This is a genomic window from Nocardia sp. FBN12 (genome assembly GCF_050320175.1).
Lineage (GTDB): Bacteria > Actinomycetota > Actinomycetes > Mycobacteriales > Mycobacteriaceae > Nocardia.
Genome location: NZ_CP190048.1, coordinates 4,744,359 through 4,765,960 on the forward strand (window position 1 = coordinate 4,744,359; position 21,602 = coordinate 4,765,960).

Here is a 21,602-nt window from a genome sequence, read left to right on the forward strand (position 1 = left end):
GTCCACCCCTCGCCCACCCCGGCGGGCAGCTCGATGAGGTGTTCACACCCGCGTTACGCTGCGTCGAGCAGCGCGGGCGGTCCGGGCGGTGCCGAACAGATCAGAATGCCAGACATCACCGTTCACAGCAAGAGCTGGAACACGAATTTCCCACAGCACCAGCATTTTCCAGGCATTTGTCCGCCACGTCCGTCAGTTGTCGGTGGGTTGCGGTAGATATTTCGGCGAACAGAGAACGGGGGAACCGATGACCGAGCACCGCACGCCGTGGACCGAGGACCAGGTCCGCGCACTCGCGCCCGACGCGAGCTCGCTGGCTGCCGCACGCAAGCTGGCAGGTCGCTGGCGCGACACCGGCACGGCGGGCAACGCGGTCTGGGGGCTGTGCCAGGGCAGTGGCGCGAAGCCGTATCAAGCGATCGTCGACCTGGACGGGCCCGCGTACAAGTGCTCGTGCCCGAGCCGCAAGTTCCCCTGTAAGCACACGCTGTCACTGCTGCTCACGTGGTCGAGCGGCCAGACGCCGGTCCGGGACGCCCCCGCCGATTTCGCGGCCGAATGGCTGGCGGGACGCGCCGCGAAGGCCGCCGCGCCGCCGAAGGCCAAGGCGGCGAGCACCCCGTCGCAGGCCACCGTCGAGCAGCGACGAACCCGCGTCGCGGCCGGGCTCACCGAACTCGAGGTCTGGCTGACCGACCAGATCCGGACCGGCCTCGCCCAGACCGACCGGTCGTTCGCCGCCTACGAGGCGATCGCGGCACGGATGGTCGACGCGCAGGCGCCCCGTGTCGCCGAGGCCCTGCGCCGGTTGCCCACGGCGGTCGTCACCAACGAGCACTGGCCCGAACTGCTGTTGCGCGAGTACGCCCGCCTGCACCTGCTGGTCCTCGCCCATCGCCGGCTCGATGCACTCCCCGAGTCGCTGCAAGCGGGTATTCGAACTCATGTCGGCTATCCGACGGCGGCCGAGTCGGTCCTGACCCAGCCCGCCGTGCGTGATCGCTGGCTGGTGCTCGGCATGCGGGTGAGCGAGGAGGAGCGCCTGCACACCCGGCGAACCTGGTTGCGCGGTCGTAGCAGCGGACGATGGGCCCTGCTCATCGAACATTCCTTCGCCACACCGAATTTTACCGGTGAGGTGCCCGCGCCCGGTAGCGAGGTGGACGCGGAACTGCACTACTACCCCGGCGCGGCATCGCTGCGCGTGCAGTGGGGTACCCGCCACGGCGCCCCCGAGCCGTTCACCACCATCCCCGCTGTCGGCGGCACCACGATCGACGACGCGTTGGACGCCTACGCCGCCGCCCTGAGCAATGACCCGTGGTTGCGGGCCTGGCCCGCGCTGCTCACCGATGTCGTGCCGATGCTCGACGAGAACGGGTGGCAGCTCGTCGCGGCCGATGGCACCGCGCTACCGCTGCCCGCGGGCGTGCGCCCGTGGCGGCTGATCTCCGTCGCTGGTGGTCACCCGGTGACCGTGTGCGGCGAGTGGCGAGCCGACGGCTTCGACCCGATCACGGTCTTCTCCGCGGGCGAGGTGAGCGACCTGGAAACCGACTTCCCCACCGAGACCACCCCCACTCCAGCACTGGCCGAACTGGTTTCGGTGGCGCTGCTCGGTACCGCCCGCCGCAGCGCCGACGGCGTCCAGCTCGATGCCGCGGTCGCCACCGCCGTCCCGCAACACGCGGGCGAACCGGCCACCCGGTTGCTCCACACCGCCGCACTCCAAGACCTGTACCTGCGCGGCGGGCAACTCCCCCGCACCGCGTCGATACCCGAACCCGCCGCGGACGATCCACGCCCGCTGCTGCCGCGTCCCGCCGCCGACCGCCTGAGCCGCCTGCTCGCGGACAAGTCGCCGTTCCTGCCCGAATGGTTCGCCGCGGCAACACCCTTCGACTTCCGGCTGCCCGATGTGCTGTGCGTCCAGGCGTTGTCCGCGGCCTCCGACACCGCACTGCGAGCACCGCTGCTCCGCCTGGCGGGTCGCCGTGGACGATGGCTGGCCGCCCGCAACCCCGCCTGGGCGAAACTCGTCGACGAATTCCCCAGCGACGCAGCCACATCGCACACGGAAGCGCCCGGCATCGCTCGGCCACTCGCCCACACAACGGACGCCGATACCGCGAGTGCCGACCTCGGGGCGGGTCGTGAGCCGAGCACCGATACCGGCTCTGGGTCGAGCGACGACGCGGGCGCAGGTGTCGCGCACGATGTGTGGCTGTTCGGAACGCCGGGAGAGCGCAAGGACTGGTTCGCGCGTACCCGCCGGGCGGATCCGGCCGCGGCCCGCGCCGTGTTGACCGCGGCGTGGCCGAAGGAGTCAGGGCCGGTCAAGGCGGAGTTGCTGGCGTTGCTGGCCGATGGGCTGAGTTCGGCGGACGAAGCGCTGCTCGAGCGGGCACTCGACGATCGACGCGGCGATGTCAGGCGGACGGCGACCACGCTGCTGAACACTCTCCCGGACGCCGCGTTCGGGCAGCGGATGGCGACGCTGGTGGCGTCCTGGATGCGGGTGGCCGACGACGGCACTGTCGAGGTGACGGTCCCGGCGGAGCTGGACGCGCAGGCCCGCCGCGACGGCATCACCGATGCGACCGATCAAGCGAAATTGCGCTGGGACACCCCGGATTCGACGATCACGACCCTGCACCAGGCGATCGGTGCGACGCCGCTCTCGGCATGGGCTCCGATCGTGCGCGCCACCGAGGAAACGGTCGCGTCCACCGCGCTGACGCTGTCCCTGCCACCCCGCTATGCCAAGGCGATCGTGGACGGCTGGGTCGATGCCACGCTCGCCCAGCGCGACACCGGGTGGGCCCGTGCGCTGTTCGCCCACGCGACCCCCACCGAGCAGGCCGTGCTGCGGCGTCGCGAACTGTTCACCCTGCTCGATGCCGCCGACCGGATCGAGCACGTCCTCGACCTCGACGCGCATCAACTCAACGAACTGCACGCGATCCTGCCCGGCCTCGATCACCCGTGGCCGGACCGAGTGGCCACCCATGTGCTGCGCCTGCTCGGCGAGCGCGCCCGCACCACCGCGCGTCAGCCGCACGCCAGTGCCGGCGTGTACACCGACAGGGCGCTGCTCACCGCGGCGAGCGTCCACCTGCCTGTCGAACTGGCCGCGCGCATCACCGCGCTCGCCGACAGCACCGAAGACCCCGCCTGGCAACAGGCTTTCCACCGACTCGCCCACGATCTCACCGACCGCGCCACCATGCTCGAGGAGCTGCGATGACCACCACCGAACCGTCTACCACTCTGCTTCGCCCACACGCCGAACAGGCCTTCGCCGACGAATTGGCCGCCCTCGGCCGCGTCGACGATCGGGTGCGCCCGCCGTCCTGGAAGCTGTCGCCGTGGGCGGTGGTCACCTACATCCTGGGTGGCACCCTCGACGACGGCACCGTGATCACACCCAAATACGTCGGCCCGCGCAGACTGATGGAGGTCGCGGTCGCGACCCTCGCCACCGACCGGGCACTGCTCCTGCTCGGCGTCCCTGGTACCGCGAAAACGTGGGTATCCGAACATCTTTCGGCCGCGATCAGTGGCGAGTCGACGCTGCTGGTACAGGGCACCTCCGGCACCGCGGAAGAAGCGATCCGCTACGGCTGGAACTACGCCAGGCTGCTCGCCGAAGGCCCGAGTGACGAGGCCCTGGTCGCGTCGCCGGTGATGACCGCCATGCGCACCGGCGCCATCGCCCGGATCGAGGAGCTCACCCGCATCCCCTCCGATGTGCAGGACGCGCTCATCACCATCCTGTCGGAGAAGACCCTGCCCGTCCCCGAACTCGGCGGAGAAGTGCAGGCGGCCAAGGGTTTCAATGTCATCGCCACCGCCAACGATCGCGACCGCGGCGTGAACGATCTTTCCTCGGCCCTGCGCCGCCGCTTCAACACCGTGGTGTTGCCGCTGCCCGCCGACGAGGATTCCGAGGTCGCCATCGTGAGCCGTCGCGTCGAACAGCTCGGCGCCGCACTGGAATTGCCGACGGTTCCCGCCGCCGCCGAGGAAGTCCGCCGCGTGGTGCGGGTCTTCCGCGAACTGCGCTCCGGCATCACCGCCGACGGTCGCACCAAACTCAAATCCCCCTCGGGCACCCTGTCCACCGCGGAGGCGATCTCGGTGATCACCAACGGCCTTGCCCTGTCCGCCCACTTCGGCGACGGCGTCCTGCGCGCCTCCGACATCGCGGGCGCCGTCCTCGGCTCGGTGATCAAAGACCCCGTCGCCGATACCGTCGTCTGGACCGAATACCTCGAGGCCGTGGTCCGCGAACGCCCCGACTGGGCCGACTTCTACCGAGCCTGCCGCGAAATCGCCGGCTGACATCCACCGCCGGGGAGGACGGAACACACAGCGCACATGGTGTTTTCGATGAGTCAACGCAAGAACGCGGCCCACTCGGCCGCCGGTGCGACCACACCGGACGATGCCGACGTCCACAGGCGCCCTGGGTCGGAGGCTGTCGTGGGCGGGGCCGCCCACGACAAGTCGGTCGATGCGGTCGCGGTGACGCGGGTATTCGGCATCCGGCACCACGGACCCGGATCGGCGCGATCCCTACGGCACGCGCTCGAGGAGTTCCGGCCTGACGCCATTCTCATCGAGGGCCCTGCCGATGCCGATCCGCTCGTCGGGTTCGTCGCCGCCGACACGATGGCCCCACCGGTCGCACTGCTGGCCTATGTCCCGGATTCGCCTGCCCGCGCCGCATTCTGGCCGTTCGCGGTGTTCTCGCCGGAATGGCAGGCCATGCGCTACGGGGTCGACCACGCCGTCCCGGTTCGCTTCTGCGACCTTCCGGCCACGAACGTCCTCGCCGCCGAGGACAACGCCCGTGGTGGCGGCTCCGATCCCCTCGCCGCCCTCGCCGCGGCCGCGGGCTACGACGACGCCGAGCGCTGGTGGGACGCCGTCGTCGAATCCGTCCCCGACAGTGCGGCTTTCGATGCTATCGCCGAGGCGATGGCCGCGCTCCGAGAGGACGCCCCACACTCCGCGACCGGGACCGCGCCACCCGCGGCGGAACACTATGACCCGTCGATCGCGCCCCTCATCGTCGACCGGCACACCCTGGTCCGTGAAGCGCATATGCGGCAGGTGATGCGGCAGGTACTCAAGGGTGGCGCGAGGCGGTTGGCGGTGGTGTGTGGGGCTTGGCATGCACCCGCGCTGGTCGAGCCGCTCGGTCCTGCGGCTCCGGATATGCGCCTACTCAAGGGGTTACCGAAGACGAAGGCGGCGTTGACCTGGGTGCCGTGGACGCATTCGCGGCTGGCGGCCGACTCGGGCTACGGGGCGGGTGTCACCTCGCCCGGCTGGTATCACCATCTGTTCACCGAGACCGAGCGGCCGGTCGCGCGGTGGCTGACCAAGGTCGCCGGGGTGCTGCGCGCGCACGATCTGCCGGTGTCGAGTGCGCACATCATCGAGGCCGTGCGGCTGGCGGACACCCTCGCGGCGTTGCGCGGCAGGCCCTTGCCCGGATTGTCCGAGGTCACCGAAGCCGTGCGGTCGGTCATGTGTGGTGGCGACGAAACCATGCTGCGCCTTGTCGTCGACGAGCTCGTGGTCGGCGAAACGCTCGGCGGCGTCCCGGAGGACACCCCGACGGTCCCCCTTGCCGCCGATCTGCGTGCGCGCAGCAAGACCTTGCGGCTCAAGCAGGAAGCGCTCGCCCGAAACGTCGACCTCGACCTGCGCAAGGAACGCGACGTCGAACGCTCGCACCTGCTGCATCGCCTGCGCCTGCTCGGGATCGCCTGGGGCACTCCGACAACCGGCGAGGTCCGCAGCACCGGTACCTTCCGGGAGACGTGGACCCTGCGCTGGGAACCCGAATTCGAAGTCCGCATCGTCGAAGCCGCGATCTGGGGCACCACCCTGCGCACCGCCGCGGAGACCAAGATCCTCGACACCGCGAGCCGCGACGACGTCACCGTCACCGCGCTCGCCGACGCACTGGAAATGGCCCTGCTCGCCGATCTGGGCGGCGCCACCGAGGGTCTGATCATCAGGCTGGAGGCGGCGGCCGCGCTCGACCACGACGTCACCCACCTGCTCGGCGCCCTGCCCGGTCTGACCCGCACCCTGCGCTACGGCGATGTCCGCGGCACCGACACCAAGGCCCTCGCCCACGTCGCCGACGGCCTGCTGGTGCGGATCTGCGCGGGCCTGCCGGGCGCCGTCACCGGCCTCGACGCCGATGCCGCCCAAGCCCTGCGCACCCAGATCGATGCCGCGCACACCGCCATCAGCACCCGCGACGACGAGCACGCCACCACCGAATGGCTGGCGACCCTGCAGCGCATCGCCGACCGCGACGATGTGCACGGCGCGATCGGCGGGCGCGCGGTGCGCCTGCTCTGTGACGCCGAACGGATCGACGACGCCGGCTCCGCCCGCCGCCTCGCCGCCGCGCTGTCCATCGGCAACACCCCCGCCGCCAAGGCCGCCTGGATCGACGGCTTCCTCGGCGGTCGCGGCCTGCTCCTTGTTCACGACCGAGAGCTGTTGCGCCGCATCGACGAATGGCTCCGCGACCTCAACGAAGACCAGTTCGTCGCCACCCTCCCGCTGCTGCGCCGCACCTTCGGCTCCTTCGAATCCGGCGAACGCCGAGCCATCAGCCAGGCACTGCGCGACACCGGTTCAGCCCCGACCGCCGCCCACACCCCCACCGCGATCGATCCGATCCGCGGGCAATTGGCACTGCGCGCGGCGACCGCGATCCTCGGGGCCGCAGGATGACCCGCCCGCACAGGCAGCTGACGCCGAACCAGCGGCCGGGCCGTGCGCGACATCAGATCCGCGGCTCGCGCTCCTTGCCCGCAGTCCCACACGAGAATCGCGCACCGCGAATCGCCCGCGGCGCGGTCGCCACGGCGGCCGTGCGCGGCACCCTCGCGATACCGCAGCCAGATCGCACGCTCGACCACCAGGAGCACCGATGACCGAACCCGACGAAACCCAGTCGCGCCGTTGGCGTCTCGTGCTCGGCACCGCGGCCGAGGAGCAACTCGGCGGCTTGAGCTCGGGTGCCGATCAGGCGATGGACCAGGCACTGTCGGCCCTCTACAACACCGGCGAAGCCGGGGGTTCGACGAAAAGGTCAGGGGGACTCGGCGGTTCGGCGCCCCGAGTAGCGCGCTGGCTCGGGGATATCCGCACCTATTTTCCCGCGACCGTGGTCGAGGTGATGCAGCGCGACGCCGTCGACCGGCTCAACCTCACCCAGCTGCTGCTCGAACCCGAACTCCTGGAGTCGGTCGAGCCCGACGTACATCTGGTGGGCACGCTGCTCGGTCTCAACCGGGTGATGCCAGAAACCACCAAGGCCACCGCGCGCATGGTGGTCGAGAAGGTGGTGCGCGAGATCGAGCAGCGCATCGCCGCCAAGACCGTGGCCGCCGTCTCCGGCGCGATCAATCGGGCCGCCCGCACCCATCGCCCGAAACTGCGCGACATCGATTTCAACCGGACCATCCGCAAGAATCTGGCCAACTACCTGCCCGAACACCGCACTGTCGTGCCCGAACGGCTCGTCGGTTACGGCCGCAAATCGCAGTCGATCCAGCGCGACGTTGTCCTGGCCATCGACCAATCCGGCTCGATGGCGGCCAGCGTCGTCTACGCCTCGGTCTTCGGTGCCGTCCTCGCGTCGATGCGGTCGTTGAAGACCTCACTGGTCGTGTTCGACACCGAGATCGTCGACCTCACCGATCAGCTCGCCGACCCGGTCGACGTCCTGTTCGGTACCCAGCTCGGCGGCGGCACCGACATCAACCGCGCCATCGCCTACGCGCAAACCCTGATCACCCGCCCCACCGACAGCCTGTTCGTGCTCATCTCCGACCTATACGAAGGCGGCGTGCGCAACGAGATGCTGCGCCGCTGCAACGCGATGAAGGAAGCGGGCGTCCAGGTGGTCGTGCTGCTCGCCCTCTCCGACGAGGGCGCACCCGCCTACGACCACGACAATGCCGCAGCACTGGCCGCCCTCGGCATCCCCGCCTTCGCCTGCACCCCCGACAAATTCCCGGACCTACTCGCTACCGCTCTCGACCGTGGCGACATCACCCGCTGGGCCGACACCAACGCCCCGGCGGTCTGATTCGCCGTGCCGCCCGCGACGAGAAGCGCCTCGCTTGCCTTGCCTGACGGGTGCGCAGAGCGCGGCAGCCAGGCAGTTCGGTCTCGCTCGGGCCCGGTGCAGCAGCTGAACTCGAAGGCAGGCACATAGACCGGCACGAGGGACTCGGAGCGCATCGCGCCCGGGCCAACTAGGCTGCGAACGATCGGGTTCGTTGGACGGGGTGAGGCGATGTTGCGGCGCGGGGCGGTGTTCGCCGGTTTCGTCATCGAGCGTGAGCTGGGGCGGGGCGGGATGGGCGCGGTGTACGCGGCCAGGGATCGCAGGCTGCCGCGGCTCACCGCGTTGAAGTTGATGCACCGTGATCTGTTCGCCGACTTCGAGATCCGGGCCAGATTCGAACGCGAAGCCGACCTCGTGGCCCAGCTCGATCACCCGAACATCATCACCGTCTACGACCGCGGCATCGACGAGGAACGACTGTGGATCGCCATGCAGTTCGTCGACGGTACGGATGCGTCGGCGGTTCCGGTGCAGCAGTTCGGGATCGAGCGGATCGCCCAGATCGTCACTCAGACCGCGAGCGCCCTCGACTACGCCCACCGCCAGGGTGTCCTGCACCGCGACGTGAAGCCCGCCAACATCCTGCTGTCGCGCACCGCGGGCGTCGGCGCCGGCTTCGACGAACGAGTCGTACTCACCGACTTCGGCATCGCGAAGCTCCTCGACGACACCGGTGGCCTCACCCGCACCGGCCAGTTCACCGCCACCATCGCCTACGCCTCCCCCGAACAACTCAGCAGCGCCCCCCTCGACGGGCGCGGCGACCAGTACTCCCTGGCCTGCACGGTATTCCGCCTCCTCACCGGCACCGGCCCCTTCGACGCCCCCAACCCCGCCACCGTCATGCTCGGCCACCTCAACACCCCACCCCCGTCGGCAAGTACCCGCCGCGCCACGCTCCCCACCGCGGTCGACACGGTTCTGTCCAAGGCCATGGCCAAAGATCCGGCCCACCGCTTCCCCAGCTGCACCGCCTTCGCCACCGCCCTCACCGAAGCCCTCCGCCGCCGCCCCGCCGCCGGGGCAACCTCGGCGCTGCGGCCGGGCACCGGCCCCGTGCCACACGGATCTCCGAACGCCGCCGGGCGACACGACCCGACCGCTGTCCGCCACACCGCGACCGAGCCGGAGCGTCTCGTCTCCGTCCACGGCCGCGGCATCGACGTCCGGTCGGCCCAGGGATCGACCGCACACAGCACGCACACATCGAGCCCCGAGCGGACCAGGGACGCCGTCGCGACGGCCGCCCCGCTCTGGCTGAACGCCGTGCACGGCTGCCTACTCGGCGGCGCGATCGGCGATGCGCTCGGCGCTCCCGTGGAAACCCGTTCACTGCAACAGATTCGCGCCGAGTACGGCGCGGCTGGCGTCATCGACATCGACCCGCTGCGCATCTCCGAAGAGACCCAGCTGACCGCGTTCACCGTCGAAGCGCTGATCCGGGGCTCGGTGCGGGCCAGGGCGAAGGGCATCGGCGGAGCGACGATGGGTCTGCTCCAGCAGGGCCTGCTCGTGTGGTTGCGCGGACAGGTCTCGGAGCTGCCCGATCAACCGTTCGCGCTGCACAGCTCCCTCAGCGGGTGCCCCGAGCTCACCGAGCAACGCGGCGTGGCCAACTCGGTCTACACCGCGCTGCGCCGGGCGGCCGAGCGGCGCGCACCGACCAGCCCACTCGGCACCCGCGACCAGCCGATCAACAACTCCAAGGGCAGCGGCGCCGTAATGCGTGCCGCCCCGTGCGGATTCGGTTACGCCGCAGACCGTTCCGGTGCCGCCACCGACGCCATCTTCGAATTGGGTTGCGATGCTGCCGCACTCACCCATGGCCATCCCAGCGGCTGGCTCCCGGCGGGCACCCTGTCCGCGCTGATCTATCAGCTCGCCCGCGGTGCCGACACCGCCACCGCGCTCTCGCGCGCACGAACAGAACTGACGAGCTACGCCGACCACGAGGAAACGTCGGCCGCGCTCAACGCGGCGAACCGGCTCGCGGCCCGGATCGAACGCGAAAGGCGTTACCCCACACCGGAAGACGTCGAGACCCTCGGCCAGGGCTGGATCGGTCCCGAAGCCCTCGCGATCGCCGTCTTCGCCGTCCTCGCGGCCGAGGGTCTCGGCGGCGCACCCCACGACATCGTCCGCACCGGACTCCTACTGTCGATCAACCACTCCGGCGACAGCGACGCCACCGGCTCCCTCGCGGGCAGTCTCCTCGGCGCCCGCTACGGCCGCAGCGCCCTACCCCGCCGCTGGTTCGAGACCATCGACGCGCGCCGCGTCCTCGAACGCCTGGCCGCCGACTACTCCACCGAATTCGGCCTCACCCCACCGGCCGACAACACAGGCCAGCCGACCGGCGACTGGTACAACCGCTACCCGGCGTGATCGCCGTCCACCCGGCACAAGTCGGCCCCCGGCGGAGTCGTCCACCGGGGGCCGAAGTGCCTGTGCCGTCTACAGATCCGCGATAGCCGCCAACGGCGGCGTTCGCGCGGCCCGCACACCCGGCCACACCGCCGCCAGCACACCGACCACACCGGACGCGACCAGCACGATCACCAGCTGCGACCACGGAATAGTGATCTGGTCGATGCCCATGTCCCGCAGCGTGCGCAGGAATCCGACACCGAGCGCGATACCGAGCACCAGCCCGACGATCGCGCCGAAGATCGCGATCAACATCGACTCCAGGTAGATCGTGCGCCGCACCTGCGCACGCTGAGTACCGACCGCGCGCAGCATGCCGATCTCGCGCCGCCGCTCCACCACCGACAGCGCCAGGGTGTTGATGATGCCGAGCACCGCGATCACCACGGCCAGCGCGAGCAACCCGTAGAGAATGGCGAGCAGGGTGTTGATCTGCTTCCCCTGCGCGCCCTTGAACTGTTCGTGGTCCTGCACCTGCACCACCACGAACGGCTCGGTGGCCTTCTCCAGATTCGCCCGCATCGCCGTGAGATCGGCGCCCGGTTCGGCCTTGACCAGCACGAAGACATTGGTGCGCAGACTCTGCGGCATCAACTGCTCGTAGATGCCGGGATCGACCACCATCGGACCGAGCAGCGGTGAGTTGGCGTAGACGCCGGCGATTGTGAGCTCGAGCTGCTTCTTGTCGAGGCTGGTGATGGCGACCTTGTCACCGACCTTCCACCCGCGCGCGGCCGCCTCGGTCTCATCGACGAGCGCGCCACCGGCGGGGATCGTGTTGGTGCCGCTCTTCATCTCGATGTCCATCACCGGATCGATCGGGCCGTCCGGTGAGGTGGCGCCGATCTGATCGTCGCCGACCTTGAACGCCACCACCCGGATCCCGGTGACATCGCTGACCCCCGGCACCTCGGTGCGCACGGCGTCGACCGCCCCGATCGGCGCGCCGATCATCTGCGGACCGGCGAGCACGTACTCGGCCTTCACACCCTTGTCGATGAGCACGCCGACACTGGTTTTCGCCGAAGCGCCGAGAATGCCGATCGCCGAGACCAGCATCAGGCCGAGGGTGAGCGCGAACGCGGTGGCCGCGGTTCGACGCGGATTACGCGTGGCGTTGTTGCGCGCCATCTGCCCGATCGGACCGAACGGTTTGGTCAGCACCCCGAGCACGGCCACCATCGGCCGCGACAACGCGGGCGCGGCCAGCAGCACCGCCAGGATCAACCCGAGCGCACCGACCCCGACGGTCACCGCCGAGCCCTTACCGGTCCCCTGCGCACCCACGTACACGAGCACCCCACCGGCTACGGCCAGCACCGCACCGACGATCGTCCGCAGATGCAAAGAGTCACCGGCACTGGCGAATTCGGAACGCATCGCCTCCACCGGCGGCACCTTCGCGGCCCGTCGAGCAGGCGCGTAGGCACTGGTCACAGTGACGATCAGGCCGACGAGCAGCGCGATGATCGCGGTCCGCGGCAGCACCGTCAGCGACCCCGTCGGCAGTCCGAGATCGAAGGCGTTGAGCAACGCCGACAACCCGTACGCCAACCCGATACCCGCGGCCAGCCCGAGCACACTGCCGATCAGCCCTATCACGATCGCCTCGGCGACGACCGAGCGCCCGACCTGCTGACGACTCGCCCCGATCGCGCGCAGCAACGCGAGTTCGCGCAGACGCTGCGCCACGATCATCGAGAAGGTGTTGTAGATGATGAACGTCCCGACGATCAGCGCGATCGCGCCGAAGGCGAGCAGGAAGTAGTTGATGAAGGTGAGCGCCTCGGAGATCTCCTTCTTCATGTCCTCGCGGACCTCGTCGGAGTTCTGCACCTTGTAGTTGGGCAGGCCCGCGGCGAGCTGATCGCGCAGGTCATCGGCCGAAACACCGGGCGCCGCGGCGATATCGGCGTAGGCCACGTGCGAACCGTCGGTGAACAGCTTGCGGCCCTGGGGCTCGGTGAACATCACCGCGACCACTCCGCTGCTCCCCGCACCCGGCATCTCGTAGATGCCGGACAGGGTCACCTCGAACGGATCACCCTTGGAGGGAATCAGCACCTTGGTCTTGTCGCCGACCTTCAGCCCGGCCTTCTCGGCGCCACTGGTGTTGAGCGCGATCTCGTTCAGCTGGGTGGGCGCGGCGCCCGCCACGAATTTCTCGGGCTCCTCGACAGACTTCTCCGGCGGCAGGTAGGACAGGCCGAAACTCGGTGCGCCACCGGTCTGGACGGCCTTCTTGCCGTCGGGCTCGAGCAGCACGACCGGGCCGTTCACGGCGGGGGCGACCCGTGCGACACCTTCGTGCTTGGCCAGTGCGTCGACGATATTCGTCGGTAGGCCCAGTGATTGGCGATCCGACGGGCTGACGCGCACGTCGACACCTTGAGCCTGGCCTTCGAAAATACCGTCGAAGGTGCGCTGCAAGGTATCGGTGAAGACGAATGATCCGGAGATGAAGGCGGTACCGAGCACCACTGACAACAGGGTCAGCGCCAATCGCACTTTGTGCGCGGCGAGGTTACGCAAGGCGACCTTGCGCATGGGCCCGCCCGCCACCCGGCCACCGCCCTTCATCGAATCGCTGCGCGGTGCTGTGTTCGTCATCGAGTTTCCAGCGCCTTCATCCGGTCGAGGATCGAATCCTGGGTCGGGTCACGCAGCTCGTCGACGATCCGGCCGTCGGCGAGGAACACGACGCGGTCGGCGTAGGCGGCCGCGCGCGGATCGTGGGTGACGATCACGACGGTCTGGTTGAACTCGTCGACCGAGGCACGCAGGATCGACAGCACCTCGCCCGAGGAATGTGAGTCCAGGTTGCCGGTCGGCTCGTCACCGAAGATGATCTCCGGCTTGCCCACCAGCGCACGCGCACACGCCACGCGCTGCTGCTGGCCACCGGACAGCTCGGACGGCCGGTGCTCGAGGCGGTCGCCGATGCCGAGGCGCTTGACCACGGTGTCGAGCCATTCCTGGTCGGGCTTGCGGCCCGCGATATCGAGCGGGAGGGTGATGTTCTCCAGCGCGGTGAGCGTGGGGACCAGGTTGAACGCCTGGAAGACGAACCCGATCCGATCCCGCCGCAGCGCCGTCATCTGTTTGTCGGACAGGCCGGTGAGCGCGGTGTCACCGATGCGCACCTGGCCCGCGCTGGCGCTGTCGAGCCCGGCCAGGCAGTGCATCAAGGTCGACTTGCCCGAACCCGATGGACCCATGATCGCGGTGAATTCGCCCTTCGCGAAGTCAGCCGACACCCCGTCCAGTGCCTTGACCTGTGTATCTCCCGATCCGTACAGCTTGACCAGATCGGTCGCGGCGGCCGCGATATCGGTGGCGGCCGCCGCGTCGACGGCCTCGGTCCCCATGGCGTGCGAAGTCATGCTGTCCAGTCTGGCTGTCCAGGGTGAACCGCGCCATCCGGGATCCCCCCGATACCGCAGGTCTCAGGGGACTCTCAACCAGCGAGCCGGCCTCGATTCGGTCGGCCCCGTGTCAGGGGGTCGGCTAGCGCACGACCCATTCGAAAGCCGCGGCTTCGGAGCGGGCACCTTGCGCGGCACGGGAACGGTTGGGCTCACCGAGGTCCGCGAGCAGTCCTTCGGTGAGAACGACCAGGTCAGCCAGGGTTGCGGGGGTGAACCAGTCGGGGCGGGTGGCGAACAGGATGTCCTCGGAGGCGGTGTTGCCGCTGGCGCCAGGAGCGAAGGGGCAGCCGCCGAGACCGCCCAGTGCGCCGTCGACCATGGTGGCGCCCGCGGCGACGGCGGCGAGGGTGTTGGCCACGCCCATGCCCCAGGTGTCGTGACCGTGGAAGACGATGCGGCGCGGCGGGGTGGAGTCGCGCACCGCGGTGACCAACGCGCTCACCTGGTCGGGGCAGGCCTGGCCGAGGGTGTCGGCGAGGACGATGTCGGCGGCGCCTTCGGTGCGCGGGTCGTTCGCGATGGCGAGGACGCGTTCCGGATCGACGGGACCGTCGAACGGGCAGGTGAACGTCGTGGCCAGGCACAGCTGGATCTCGCCACCGGCATCGCGGGCGAGGCGGATGGCGTCGGGCATCGCGGCCACCGAGGTCTCGGTATCGCGGCCGATGTTGGCCGTGTTGTGGGCGTCCGACACCGAGAAGCAGTACTGGAAATTGCGCGCACCGGCCGCGGCGGCCTTCTCGACATGGCGCGGCGTGGCCACCCACACCCAGCATTTCGCCAGCTCATCCGGGGTGAGCGCCGCGATCAAGTCGAGCGAATTGGCCATCGGCGCAACAAGATCGGGTCGCGCCATCGAGCCGATCTCGAGCGCGGGCACACCGGCGGCGAGCAGCCTGCGCACCACGTCGACCTTCCGCTCGACCGGCAGCACCTTGCCGGTGAGCTGCAAACCGTCGCGCAGCGTCACATCACGCAACAGCGGCGCGGTCACCGCCGCTGCTCCGGTTCCCGCGCGGGCACACACATCACGCCACCGCACGGTTTGTCACCCACGCTGGCCGGGGTCGGATGGACCGTCGGGCGCACGTGTCCCGGACCGCGCGGCTCCCACTTGTTGCGCACCGGCGGGCGGCGCCTGCCGTGTACTCGCCTCGTCACAGTGCCTCCAGCGCGTCGATCTGATCTTCACTCATCCCGAGCAGCCCGCCGAGCACTTCCCTGGTGTGCTCGCCGAGGTCGGGGCCGACATTGCGGATCGGCAGCGATGCGCCCCCGATCACCGGGACGATGCCACCGAAACCCACCTGTTTGGGTTCGGCCTCGCCCACGTCGACCGGGAACGTCTGGATCATATTGCGCGCGCGGTACTGCTCGTCGGCCACGATATCGGCCGCGGTGTAGATCGGACCACAGGGGATGGCGGCGGCGTCGAGAAGTTTCAGTGCCTCCGCCCTGGTGTGCTGAATCGACCATTCCGCGATCGAGGCGTCCAGGCGTTCGCGGTGGCGCCAGCGGCCGTTGTTGTCGGCCAGTTCCGGGTCGACGGCGAGGTCGGGGCGGCCGATCACCTCCATGTACCGCTGGAAGATGGCGTCGCCGTTGCCACCGATGATGATCGAGTAACCGTCGCTGGTCGGGTACGCGTTCGACGGGGCGATGCCCTCCATCCGCCCACCGACGCGTTCGCGGTTGATGCCGTAGGCGAGGTGGTCGGGGATCAGCGATTCCATCACCGACAGGATCGACTCGTTGAGCGCCACGTCGATGATCCGTTCCACCTGCGGCACCGGCCCCGCGACCCGTTCGCGCTGGAACAGCGCCATCACGGTCCCGAACGCCGCGTAGATACCCGCGATCGAATCACCGATCGACACCCCGGTGCGCACCGGCGGCCGATCCGGGTCCCCCACCAGCTCCCGCAGCCCACCGACCGCCTCCGCGACCGCCGCGAACCCCGGCCGCGCCGCCATCGGCCCGGTCTGCCCATACGCCGAGATCCGCGTGATCACCAGCGTCGGATTCACCTCCTCGAGCACCTCCGGCCCGAGCCCCCACTTCTCCAGCATTCCCGGCCGGAAGTTCTCCAACAGCACATCGCACTGCTTCACCAGGTCGAGCACAACCGCCCGCCCCGCGTCGGTCCGCAAATCCAGCACGATCGACTTCTTGTTCCGATTGACGGTCCGATACAACATCGAGGTGTCACCCCCGTACAACCGCCAGTTCCGCAACTCATCGCCCGTACCAGGGCGTTCCACCTTGATCACCTCGGCGCCGAAGTCGCCGAGAATCCGTCCGGCAGTGGGAGCGGCAACATAGTTACCGAGTTCCAGGACGCGAACACCGTCCAACGGCCGAATACTCATGCGCCCAGTATGGCGGGCCCCCTCCCAACCCTCTCAGCCACACCGTGAACCCAGCCTGTCACCCCGCGAACCCAGCCTGTCCCCGTCTTCCACACCCCACCCTCCCAACCACCGCACTCCCGACCTGGGACAACCAAACCCCAGGTCAGCACCACCTCAACTAGCGAGCAACTCAACTTCCTCGACGATCGAGTAGTCCTCAGCGTTCCCCTTCAGCACAGTGCTCGACTGCCCGTCGATGCCGACCGGAATGTCACCGGCGAGGGTGATCCGGGTCAGTCGACGCGGCTGGTCGTCATAGTCGTCGATGGCGTAATGCTGAGTGGCACGGTTGTCCCAGATCGCCACATCACCGTCGGCCCAGTTCCAGCGGGTGGTGTTCTCCAGGCGAATCACCCGATCCTGCAACAACCGAAACAGCTGCTCGGACTCCTTGGACGGAATCCCCACGAACTGCTTCACGAAGTGCCCGAGCAACAGCGACCGCTCCCCGGTTTCAGGATGCACCCGCACCACCGGATGTTCGGTCTCGTACACATCGGACTGGAACTCCGCCGAGTACTCGACCTGGGCCGGACGAACCTTGTCGACCGCACCGGCATAGTCATAGAGATTGGTGTGCACCGCACGCAGGTTCTCGGCCAGCGCCTTGAGCGGCGCGGGCAGCGAGTTGTAGGCCGCGACCGTGGACGCCCAGGTCGTCGAACCGCCGTAGCTCGGCAGATACTCCGCGCGCAGGATCGACGCCTTCGGCACCCGGTCGACAAACGTCACATCGGTGTGCCAGGAATTGGCGCGACCCCGCTCGGAGTCGATGGCCAGACTCTTCACCCCGGCCGACTTCACCGTCGGATGCGGCGTGGTCGGCGTGCCGAGCAGCTCCGCGAATTCGTACTGACCGTCCTCGGTGAGGTGGTTCTGACCACGGAAGAAGATCACCTTGTGCTCGTTGAGCGCACGTCGGATCGTCGCCACGGTCGCCGCGTCCAGATCACCACCCAGCCGGACACCATCGATCTGCGCGCCGATGTGGGCGCCGAGCTTGGTCACCGTCACGGTGGCGGGGATAGCGTGGTCGACCGTCATGGGGATCACCTTCACTGTCGTTCTCGATCGGTTGGTTCGCATCAAGCACACCGCGAATCGCGTTCGACAGACAGGTTTTGCCTCGGGGTGATCCCAACACCCCTCAGCCGAGGTTCTCCCGCAGGTAGGCCAGGTCCTCGGCGACCCCGTCGGCCGGGGTTTCCAGGATCACCGGCGCACCGGCGGTGCGGCAGACCTCGGCCAGCAGTTGCGGGTCGATGGTGCCGTCGGCGAAATTGGCGTGCCGGTCGGCGCCGGAATCGAATTCGTCGCGCGAGGAGTTCAGGTGCACGAGATCGATGCGCCCGGTGATCGCCTTGATCCGCTCGACCACCCCGACCAGTTCCTCACCGCCGGCCCACGCGTGACAGGTATCGAGGCAGAAGCCCGCGCCGTACTCGCCGACCGCGTCCCACAACCGCGCGATCGAGTCGAAATGCCTGGCCATCGCGTGATTGCCACCGGCGGTGTTCTCGATCAGGATCGGCACGGCGAATCCGCCCTTGTCCTGTTGACGCTCGAACAGCTTGCGCCAGTTGTCGATTCCGGTGTCGAGCTCGGCGTCGGAGCGCACGTGCCCGCCGTGCACGACGAGCCCGAACGCACCGAGTTCGGCCGCGGCCTTCGCCTGCTGGGCCACCGCGTTGCGCGAGGGCATCCGCAACCGGTTGTTCAGGCTCGCGACATTGATCTGATAGGACGAGTGCACGACAACATCGATCGGACTGGCGAGAATCTCGGCAGCCTTGGGGTGGGGCTGGGGTTTGTCCCAGCTCTGCGGATCGACCACGAACATCTGGACGACCTCGGCACCGAGCTTCTCGCCGAAGCCGATCGGATCGCTCTCGTCGCGAACGTGTGCTCCAATGCGCATAGTTGCCACCTTAATATCGGGCACCGACAACTTTGCCCGCGATGTTGCACCGCGACGGCTCAGAGAGATACATCGGTAGAATTTCAAACGGGTGCTCTGCCCTGGAGGGGGTGACTTCGCGTGTTGCGCAAAGGCGACGTGTTCGCCGGATACACGATCCGGCGCGTGCTCGGACAGGGCGGGATGGGTGTGGTCTACCTGGCCAGGCACCCGCGTCTGCCCCGGCTGACCGCACTCAAACTGCTCAGCGGCGAACTGTCGGCCGACGACGAGACCCGCCGCCGATTCGAACGCGAAGCCGACCTGGTCGCCCAGCTCGAGCACCCCAACATCGTCAATGTCTACGACCGGGGCAACGACGACGGCCAGCTGTGGATCTCCATGCAGTTCGTGGCTGGCACCGACGTGGCGACCGCCGACGTGAACGTGCTGACACCGGGCCGGGCGGTACAGATCGCCGCCGAGACCGCCACCGCGCTGGACTTCGCGCACGCGGGCGGCGTGCTGCACCGCGATGTGAAACCGGCGAACATCCTGCTCGCCAAACCGCCGATCGGGCGCCCGGAACGCGTGGTACTCACCGACTTCGGCATCGCGGCGGTCCGCGACAGCGAGACCACCCTGTCCTCGGGCGACTCGATCACCGCCACCCTGGCCTATGCCGCGCCCGAGCACCTGGCAGGCGCACCGCTGGATCATCGCGCCGATCAGTACTCGCTGGCCTGCACGCTGTTCTGGATGCTCACCGGCTCGGTGCCGTTCCCGGGCCCGAGCCCGGGCGCGGTGATCCAAGCGCACCTGAGCAAGCCACTGCCGCCGCTGCGCAGCCTGCGCCCCGATCTACCCGCGACCCTCGACGCGGTGCTGGCCAGGGCCACCGCCAAGCGCGTCGACGCACGATTCGCCAGCTGCGCGGAGTTCGCGCAGGCGGCCAAGGCCGCGCTGTTCGCGGTGCCGGGGCCATGGCATCACCAGCAGCAGTACAGCCCGACCGGCGTCGTCCTGCGCGCCCGCGAGCCCTACCCGCAGGCACCGGGCTATCCCCGACCGCAAACGCCGGCGCAGCCGTACCGCAACGCACCCCCACCGACACCCCCGCAGCCGCACCCACACGTGCAGCCGCACACCCCGCCGACAACTCCCGCGCAGCCGCACACGCATGCGCCGCGGCCGTCGACGGGCGGTTCGGCCATCCCGCCGCGCCGCGGAACGCCGCGCCCCGGCACCATCGATTTCCCCGGCGGCCGTAACCATCCCGGCTACATCGTGCCGCCCCAGCAGCGCCGCCCACCGTGATCGTGCACCCCTCGGCGTCATAGCCGGCTGTTAAGGTTTCGTTGATTTTCCCGTGGCGGGCCACCCCGGCCGCGGCTTTTCATGCTGTACGCGCGTGCGCTGGTGGGTCCCGGCGCGCGGCGGGAAGTGGAGCAGACATGCTGGCCAACGGAGATGTCTTCGCCGGCTACGTCATCGAACGGCAGCTCGGTCGTGGTGGCATGGGTTCGGTCTATCTAGCCAAACATCCTCGGCTGCCGCGGATGACGGCGCTGAAGTTGCTCAACCGCGAGATGTTCTTCGACGACGAGGTGCGGGCGCGGTTCGAGCGCGAGGCGGATCTTGTTTCGCGCCTTGATCATCCGAACATCGTCACCGTCTACGACCGCGGGCACGACGACGAGCAGCTGTGGATCTCCATGCAGTTCATCGACGGGATCGACGCGGCATCGGTGGATCCGCAGACGCTGCCGCCCGCCCGCGCGCTGCAGATCGTGAAGGAAACCGCCGACGCGCTCGACTACGCGCACGGCATGGGTGTGCTGCACCGCGACGTGAAACCGGCCAATATCCTGCTCGCCCGCTCGGGCGCGGGCCGTGGCGAACGGGTGTACCTCACCGACTTCGGCATCGCCCGATTGCGGGACGACACCGGTCATCTCACCCAGACGGGCACCTTCACCGCGACGCTCGCCTACGCCTCGCCCGAACAGCTCACCGGCGCCGCGCTGGACCACCGTTCCGACCAGTATTCCCTTGCCTGCGCGCTGTTCTGGCTGTTCACCGGTTCGGGACCGTTCACGGCGACCAACCCGGCCGCGGTCATCCAGGGCCACTTGCAGCAACCGCCGCCCGCGCTGAGCAGTGTTCGCCCCGGACTGTCCTACGCGCTGGACGGCGTGCTCGCCAAGGCGATGGCCAAGCGATCCGACGACCGGTTCGATTCGTGTTCGGATTTCGCCGCGGCGGCGATCGAGGCGTTGAACAGTCCGAGTGCGCCCGCGATGCCGATTGTCGGTCCGCGACCGGGCACCGGCGGGGCACACCCGATCGCGGGACGGCCCACCACGGGTGGCGCGATTCCACAGACCGGCCTGCCGTATCCCGTTGCGACACAAGGCCCGATGACCGGCGGCCCGATGGGCACCACCCAGGGCCCCATGACCGGCGGCCCGATGGGCACCGCGCAAGGCCCGATGACCGGCGGTCCGATGGGCACCGCCCAGGGCCCGATGACCGGCGGCGCCCAGCGGCCGCAGACCGGCGCCACGCAGAATCCCTACACCCCGCAGTCGCGCCCGCAGTACCAGTCCGCGCCGCGGCCACAAGCCGCCGGTTTCACCCAATACCCGCAGCGACCGCCGTCGAAGTCGAACACCGGCCTGATCATCGGCATCGTCGTCGCGGTGATTCTGGTGATCGCGCTGCTGATCGGCATCGGCATCGCGGCCAGCGGCGATGACACCGGCGGCGACCGCACGACCACCACCACCACTACCGCAGCGGCCAACCTCATCACCCCGAGCGCCGACGCGATCAGCGCCGAATTCGGCCGGATCGTGCCCGCCACGACCGACGATTCCACCGGGTACAACGGCGCGACCTGCTGGGAGACCGACAGCAGCGATCCGCCCTCGCCCGCGGAAGGCGAACCCGATTTCGGTGCCTGGGCGCACCTGTGGAGCTGCTTCGGTGGCGGCGACAGCGACGATCCGTTCTACCGGATCTACGCCTTCAACTCCGCTGCCGACGTCAAGTCGGTGCTCGACGGCCTGCCCACCAACACCAAATCCACCGACAGCAACGGCGGCAAGCAGTACACCAACTACAAGTACACCGACAACGGGAACAAGATCATCACGCAGTTCACCGGTGACCCCGACCGCGCCCAGTTCCTGATGTACACCGACGGCTACGGCACGGCCGACGAGGTGCTGCGCTGGTGGCGTTCGGCGCCGCTGAACTGATGT

The 21,602-nt window shown here is 68.9% G+C and carries 13 protein-coding genes; 7 read left to right on the forward strand and 6 right to left on the reverse strand.

The features are described 5' to 3' along the window. The first annotated feature begins 247 nt into the window (after positions 1 to 247). The 5 genes from ACQHI0_RS22515 to ACQHI0_RS22535 all read left to right on the forward strand — a co-directional run bounded on the left by ACQHI0_RS22515 (position 248) and on the right by ACQHI0_RS22535 (position 10,558). Positions 248 to 3,247: a DUF5691 domain-containing protein gene (locus tag ACQHI0_RS22515; protein WP_427903816.1), complete on the forward strand. Its 3,000-nt coding sequence runs from the start codon at positions 248 to 250 to the stop codon at positions 3,245 to 3,247. Continuing rightward, complete coding sequence (locus ACQHI0_RS22520) at positions 3,244 to 4,344, forward strand: ATP-binding protein (protein WP_427903817.1); 1,101 nt, start codon at positions 3,244 to 3,246, stop codon at positions 4,342 to 4,344. The genes ACQHI0_RS22515 and ACQHI0_RS22520 overlap by 4 nt, the downstream gene beginning before the upstream one ends. Positions 4,345 to 4,392: 48 nt before the next feature. Further along, positions 4,393 to 6,768, forward strand: coding sequence for a DUF5682 family protein (locus tag ACQHI0_RS22525; protein ID WP_427903818.1), 2,376 nt, complete (start codon positions 4,393 to 4,395; stop codon positions 6,766 to 6,768). 199 nt (positions 6,769 to 6,967) lie between these two features. Further along, a complete protein-coding gene (locus ACQHI0_RS22530) occupies positions 6,968 to 8,131 on the forward strand; it encodes a VWA domain-containing protein (protein ID WP_427903819.1) in 1,164 nt (387 codons plus the stop codon). 210 nt (positions 8,132 to 8,341) lie between these two features. Further along, the gene (locus ACQHI0_RS22535; RefSeq protein ID WP_427903820.1) at positions 8,342 to 10,558 is read left to right on the forward strand and encodes an ADP-ribosylglycohydrolase family protein; all 2,217 of its coding nucleotides are present in this window, start codon (positions 8,342 to 8,344) and stop codon (positions 10,556 to 10,558) included. Between the two features lie 69 nt (positions 10,559 to 10,627). Here ACQHI0_RS22535 and ACQHI0_RS22540 read toward each other — a convergent pair whose 3' ends face one another. From ACQHI0_RS22540 to ACQHI0_RS22565, 6 genes are all read right to left on the reverse strand, one after another. After that, entirely contained in the window at positions 10,628 to 13,147 is a 2,520-nt protein-coding gene (locus ACQHI0_RS22540) for an ABC transporter permease (protein ID WP_427909261.1), read from the reverse strand. Positions 13,148 to 13,206: 59 nt separating this feature from the next. Beyond that, positions 13,207 to 13,983 carry an ABC transporter ATP-binding protein gene (locus tag ACQHI0_RS22545; protein ID WP_427903821.1) on the reverse strand — a complete coding sequence of 259 codons (777 nt, stop codon included), beginning with the start codon at positions 13,981 to 13,983 and terminating at the stop codon, positions 13,207 to 13,209. Between the two features lie 124 nt (positions 13,984 to 14,107). Beyond that, the gene (locus ACQHI0_RS22550; RefSeq protein WP_427903822.1) at positions 14,108 to 15,022 is read right to left on the reverse strand and encodes a hydroxymethylglutaryl-CoA lyase; all 915 of its coding nucleotides are present in this window, start codon (positions 15,020 to 15,022) and stop codon (positions 14,108 to 14,110) included. Between the two features lie 163 nt (positions 15,023 to 15,185). Continuing rightward, the gene (locus ACQHI0_RS22555) at positions 15,186 to 16,397 is read right to left on the reverse strand and encodes a CaiB/BaiF CoA transferase family protein (protein WP_427903823.1); all 1,212 of its coding nucleotides are present in this window, start codon (positions 16,395 to 16,397) and stop codon (positions 15,186 to 15,188) included. 156 nt (positions 16,398 to 16,553) lie between these two features. Continuing rightward, positions 16,554 to 17,483: a TauD/TfdA dioxygenase family protein gene (locus tag ACQHI0_RS22560; RefSeq protein ID WP_427903824.1), complete on the reverse strand. Its 930-nt coding sequence runs from the start codon at positions 17,481 to 17,483 to the stop codon at positions 16,554 to 16,556. A gap of 103 nt (positions 17,484 to 17,586) precedes the next feature. Then, entirely contained in the window at positions 17,587 to 18,357 is a 771-nt protein-coding gene (locus ACQHI0_RS22565) for a deoxyribonuclease IV (RefSeq protein WP_427903825.1), read from the reverse strand. Positions 18,358 to 18,477: 120 nt separating this feature from the next. Between ACQHI0_RS22565 and ACQHI0_RS22570 the strand changes: the two genes are divergently transcribed. Next, a complete protein-coding gene (locus ACQHI0_RS22570; protein ID WP_427903826.1) occupies positions 18,478 to 19,653 on the forward strand; it encodes a protein kinase domain-containing protein in 1,176 nt (391 codons plus the stop codon). Positions 19,654 to 19,790: 137 nt separating this feature from the next. Beyond that, positions 19,791 to 21,599, forward strand: coding sequence for a protein kinase domain-containing protein (locus tag ACQHI0_RS22575; protein WP_427903827.1), 1,809 nt, complete (start codon positions 19,791 to 19,793; stop codon positions 21,597 to 21,599). The last annotated feature ends 3 nt before the right edge of the window (positions 21,600 to 21,602 follow it).

Bases quoted from the DNA above. Each gene is read 5' to 3' on its own strand.
- ACQHI0_RS22515 (WP_427903816.1), top strand. From the start codon at position 248: ATGACCGAGCACCGCACGCCGTGGACCGAGGACCAGGTCCGCGCACTC.
- ACQHI0_RS22520 (WP_427903817.1), top strand. From the start codon at position 3,244: ATGACCACCACCGAACCGTCTACCACTCTGCTTCGCCCACACGCCGAA.
- ACQHI0_RS22525 (WP_427903818.1), top strand. From the start codon at position 4,393: ATGAGTCAACGCAAGAACGCGGCCCACTCGGCCGCCGGTGCGACCACA.
- ACQHI0_RS22530 (WP_427903819.1), top strand. From the start codon at position 6,968: ATGACCGAACCCGACGAAACCCAGTCGCGCCGTTGGCGTCTCGTGCTC.
- ACQHI0_RS22535 (WP_427903820.1), top strand. From the start codon at position 8,342: ATGTTGCGGCGCGGGGCGGTGTTCGCCGGTTTCGTCATCGAGCGTGAG.
- ACQHI0_RS22540 (WP_427909261.1), bottom strand. From the start codon at position 13,147: ATGCGCAAGGTCGCCTTGCGTAACCTCGCCGCGCACAAAGTGCGATTG.
- ACQHI0_RS22545 (WP_427903821.1), bottom strand. From the start codon at position 13,983: ATGACTTCGCACGCCATGGGGACCGAGGCCGTCGACGCGGCGGCCGCC.
- ACQHI0_RS22555 (WP_427903823.1), bottom strand. From the start codon at position 16,397: ATGAGTATTCGGCCGTTGGACGGTGTTCGCGTCCTGGAACTCGGTAAC.
- ACQHI0_RS22560 (WP_427903824.1), bottom strand. From the start codon at position 17,483: ATGACGGTCGACCACGCTATCCCCGCCACCGTGACGGTGACCAAGCTC.
- ACQHI0_RS22565 (WP_427903825.1), bottom strand. From the start codon at position 18,357: ATGCGCATTGGAGCACACGTTCGCGACGAGAGCGATCCGATCGGCTTC.
- ACQHI0_RS22575 (WP_427903827.1), top strand. From the start codon at position 19,791: ATGCTGGCCAACGGAGATGTCTTCGCCGGCTACGTCATCGAACGGCAG.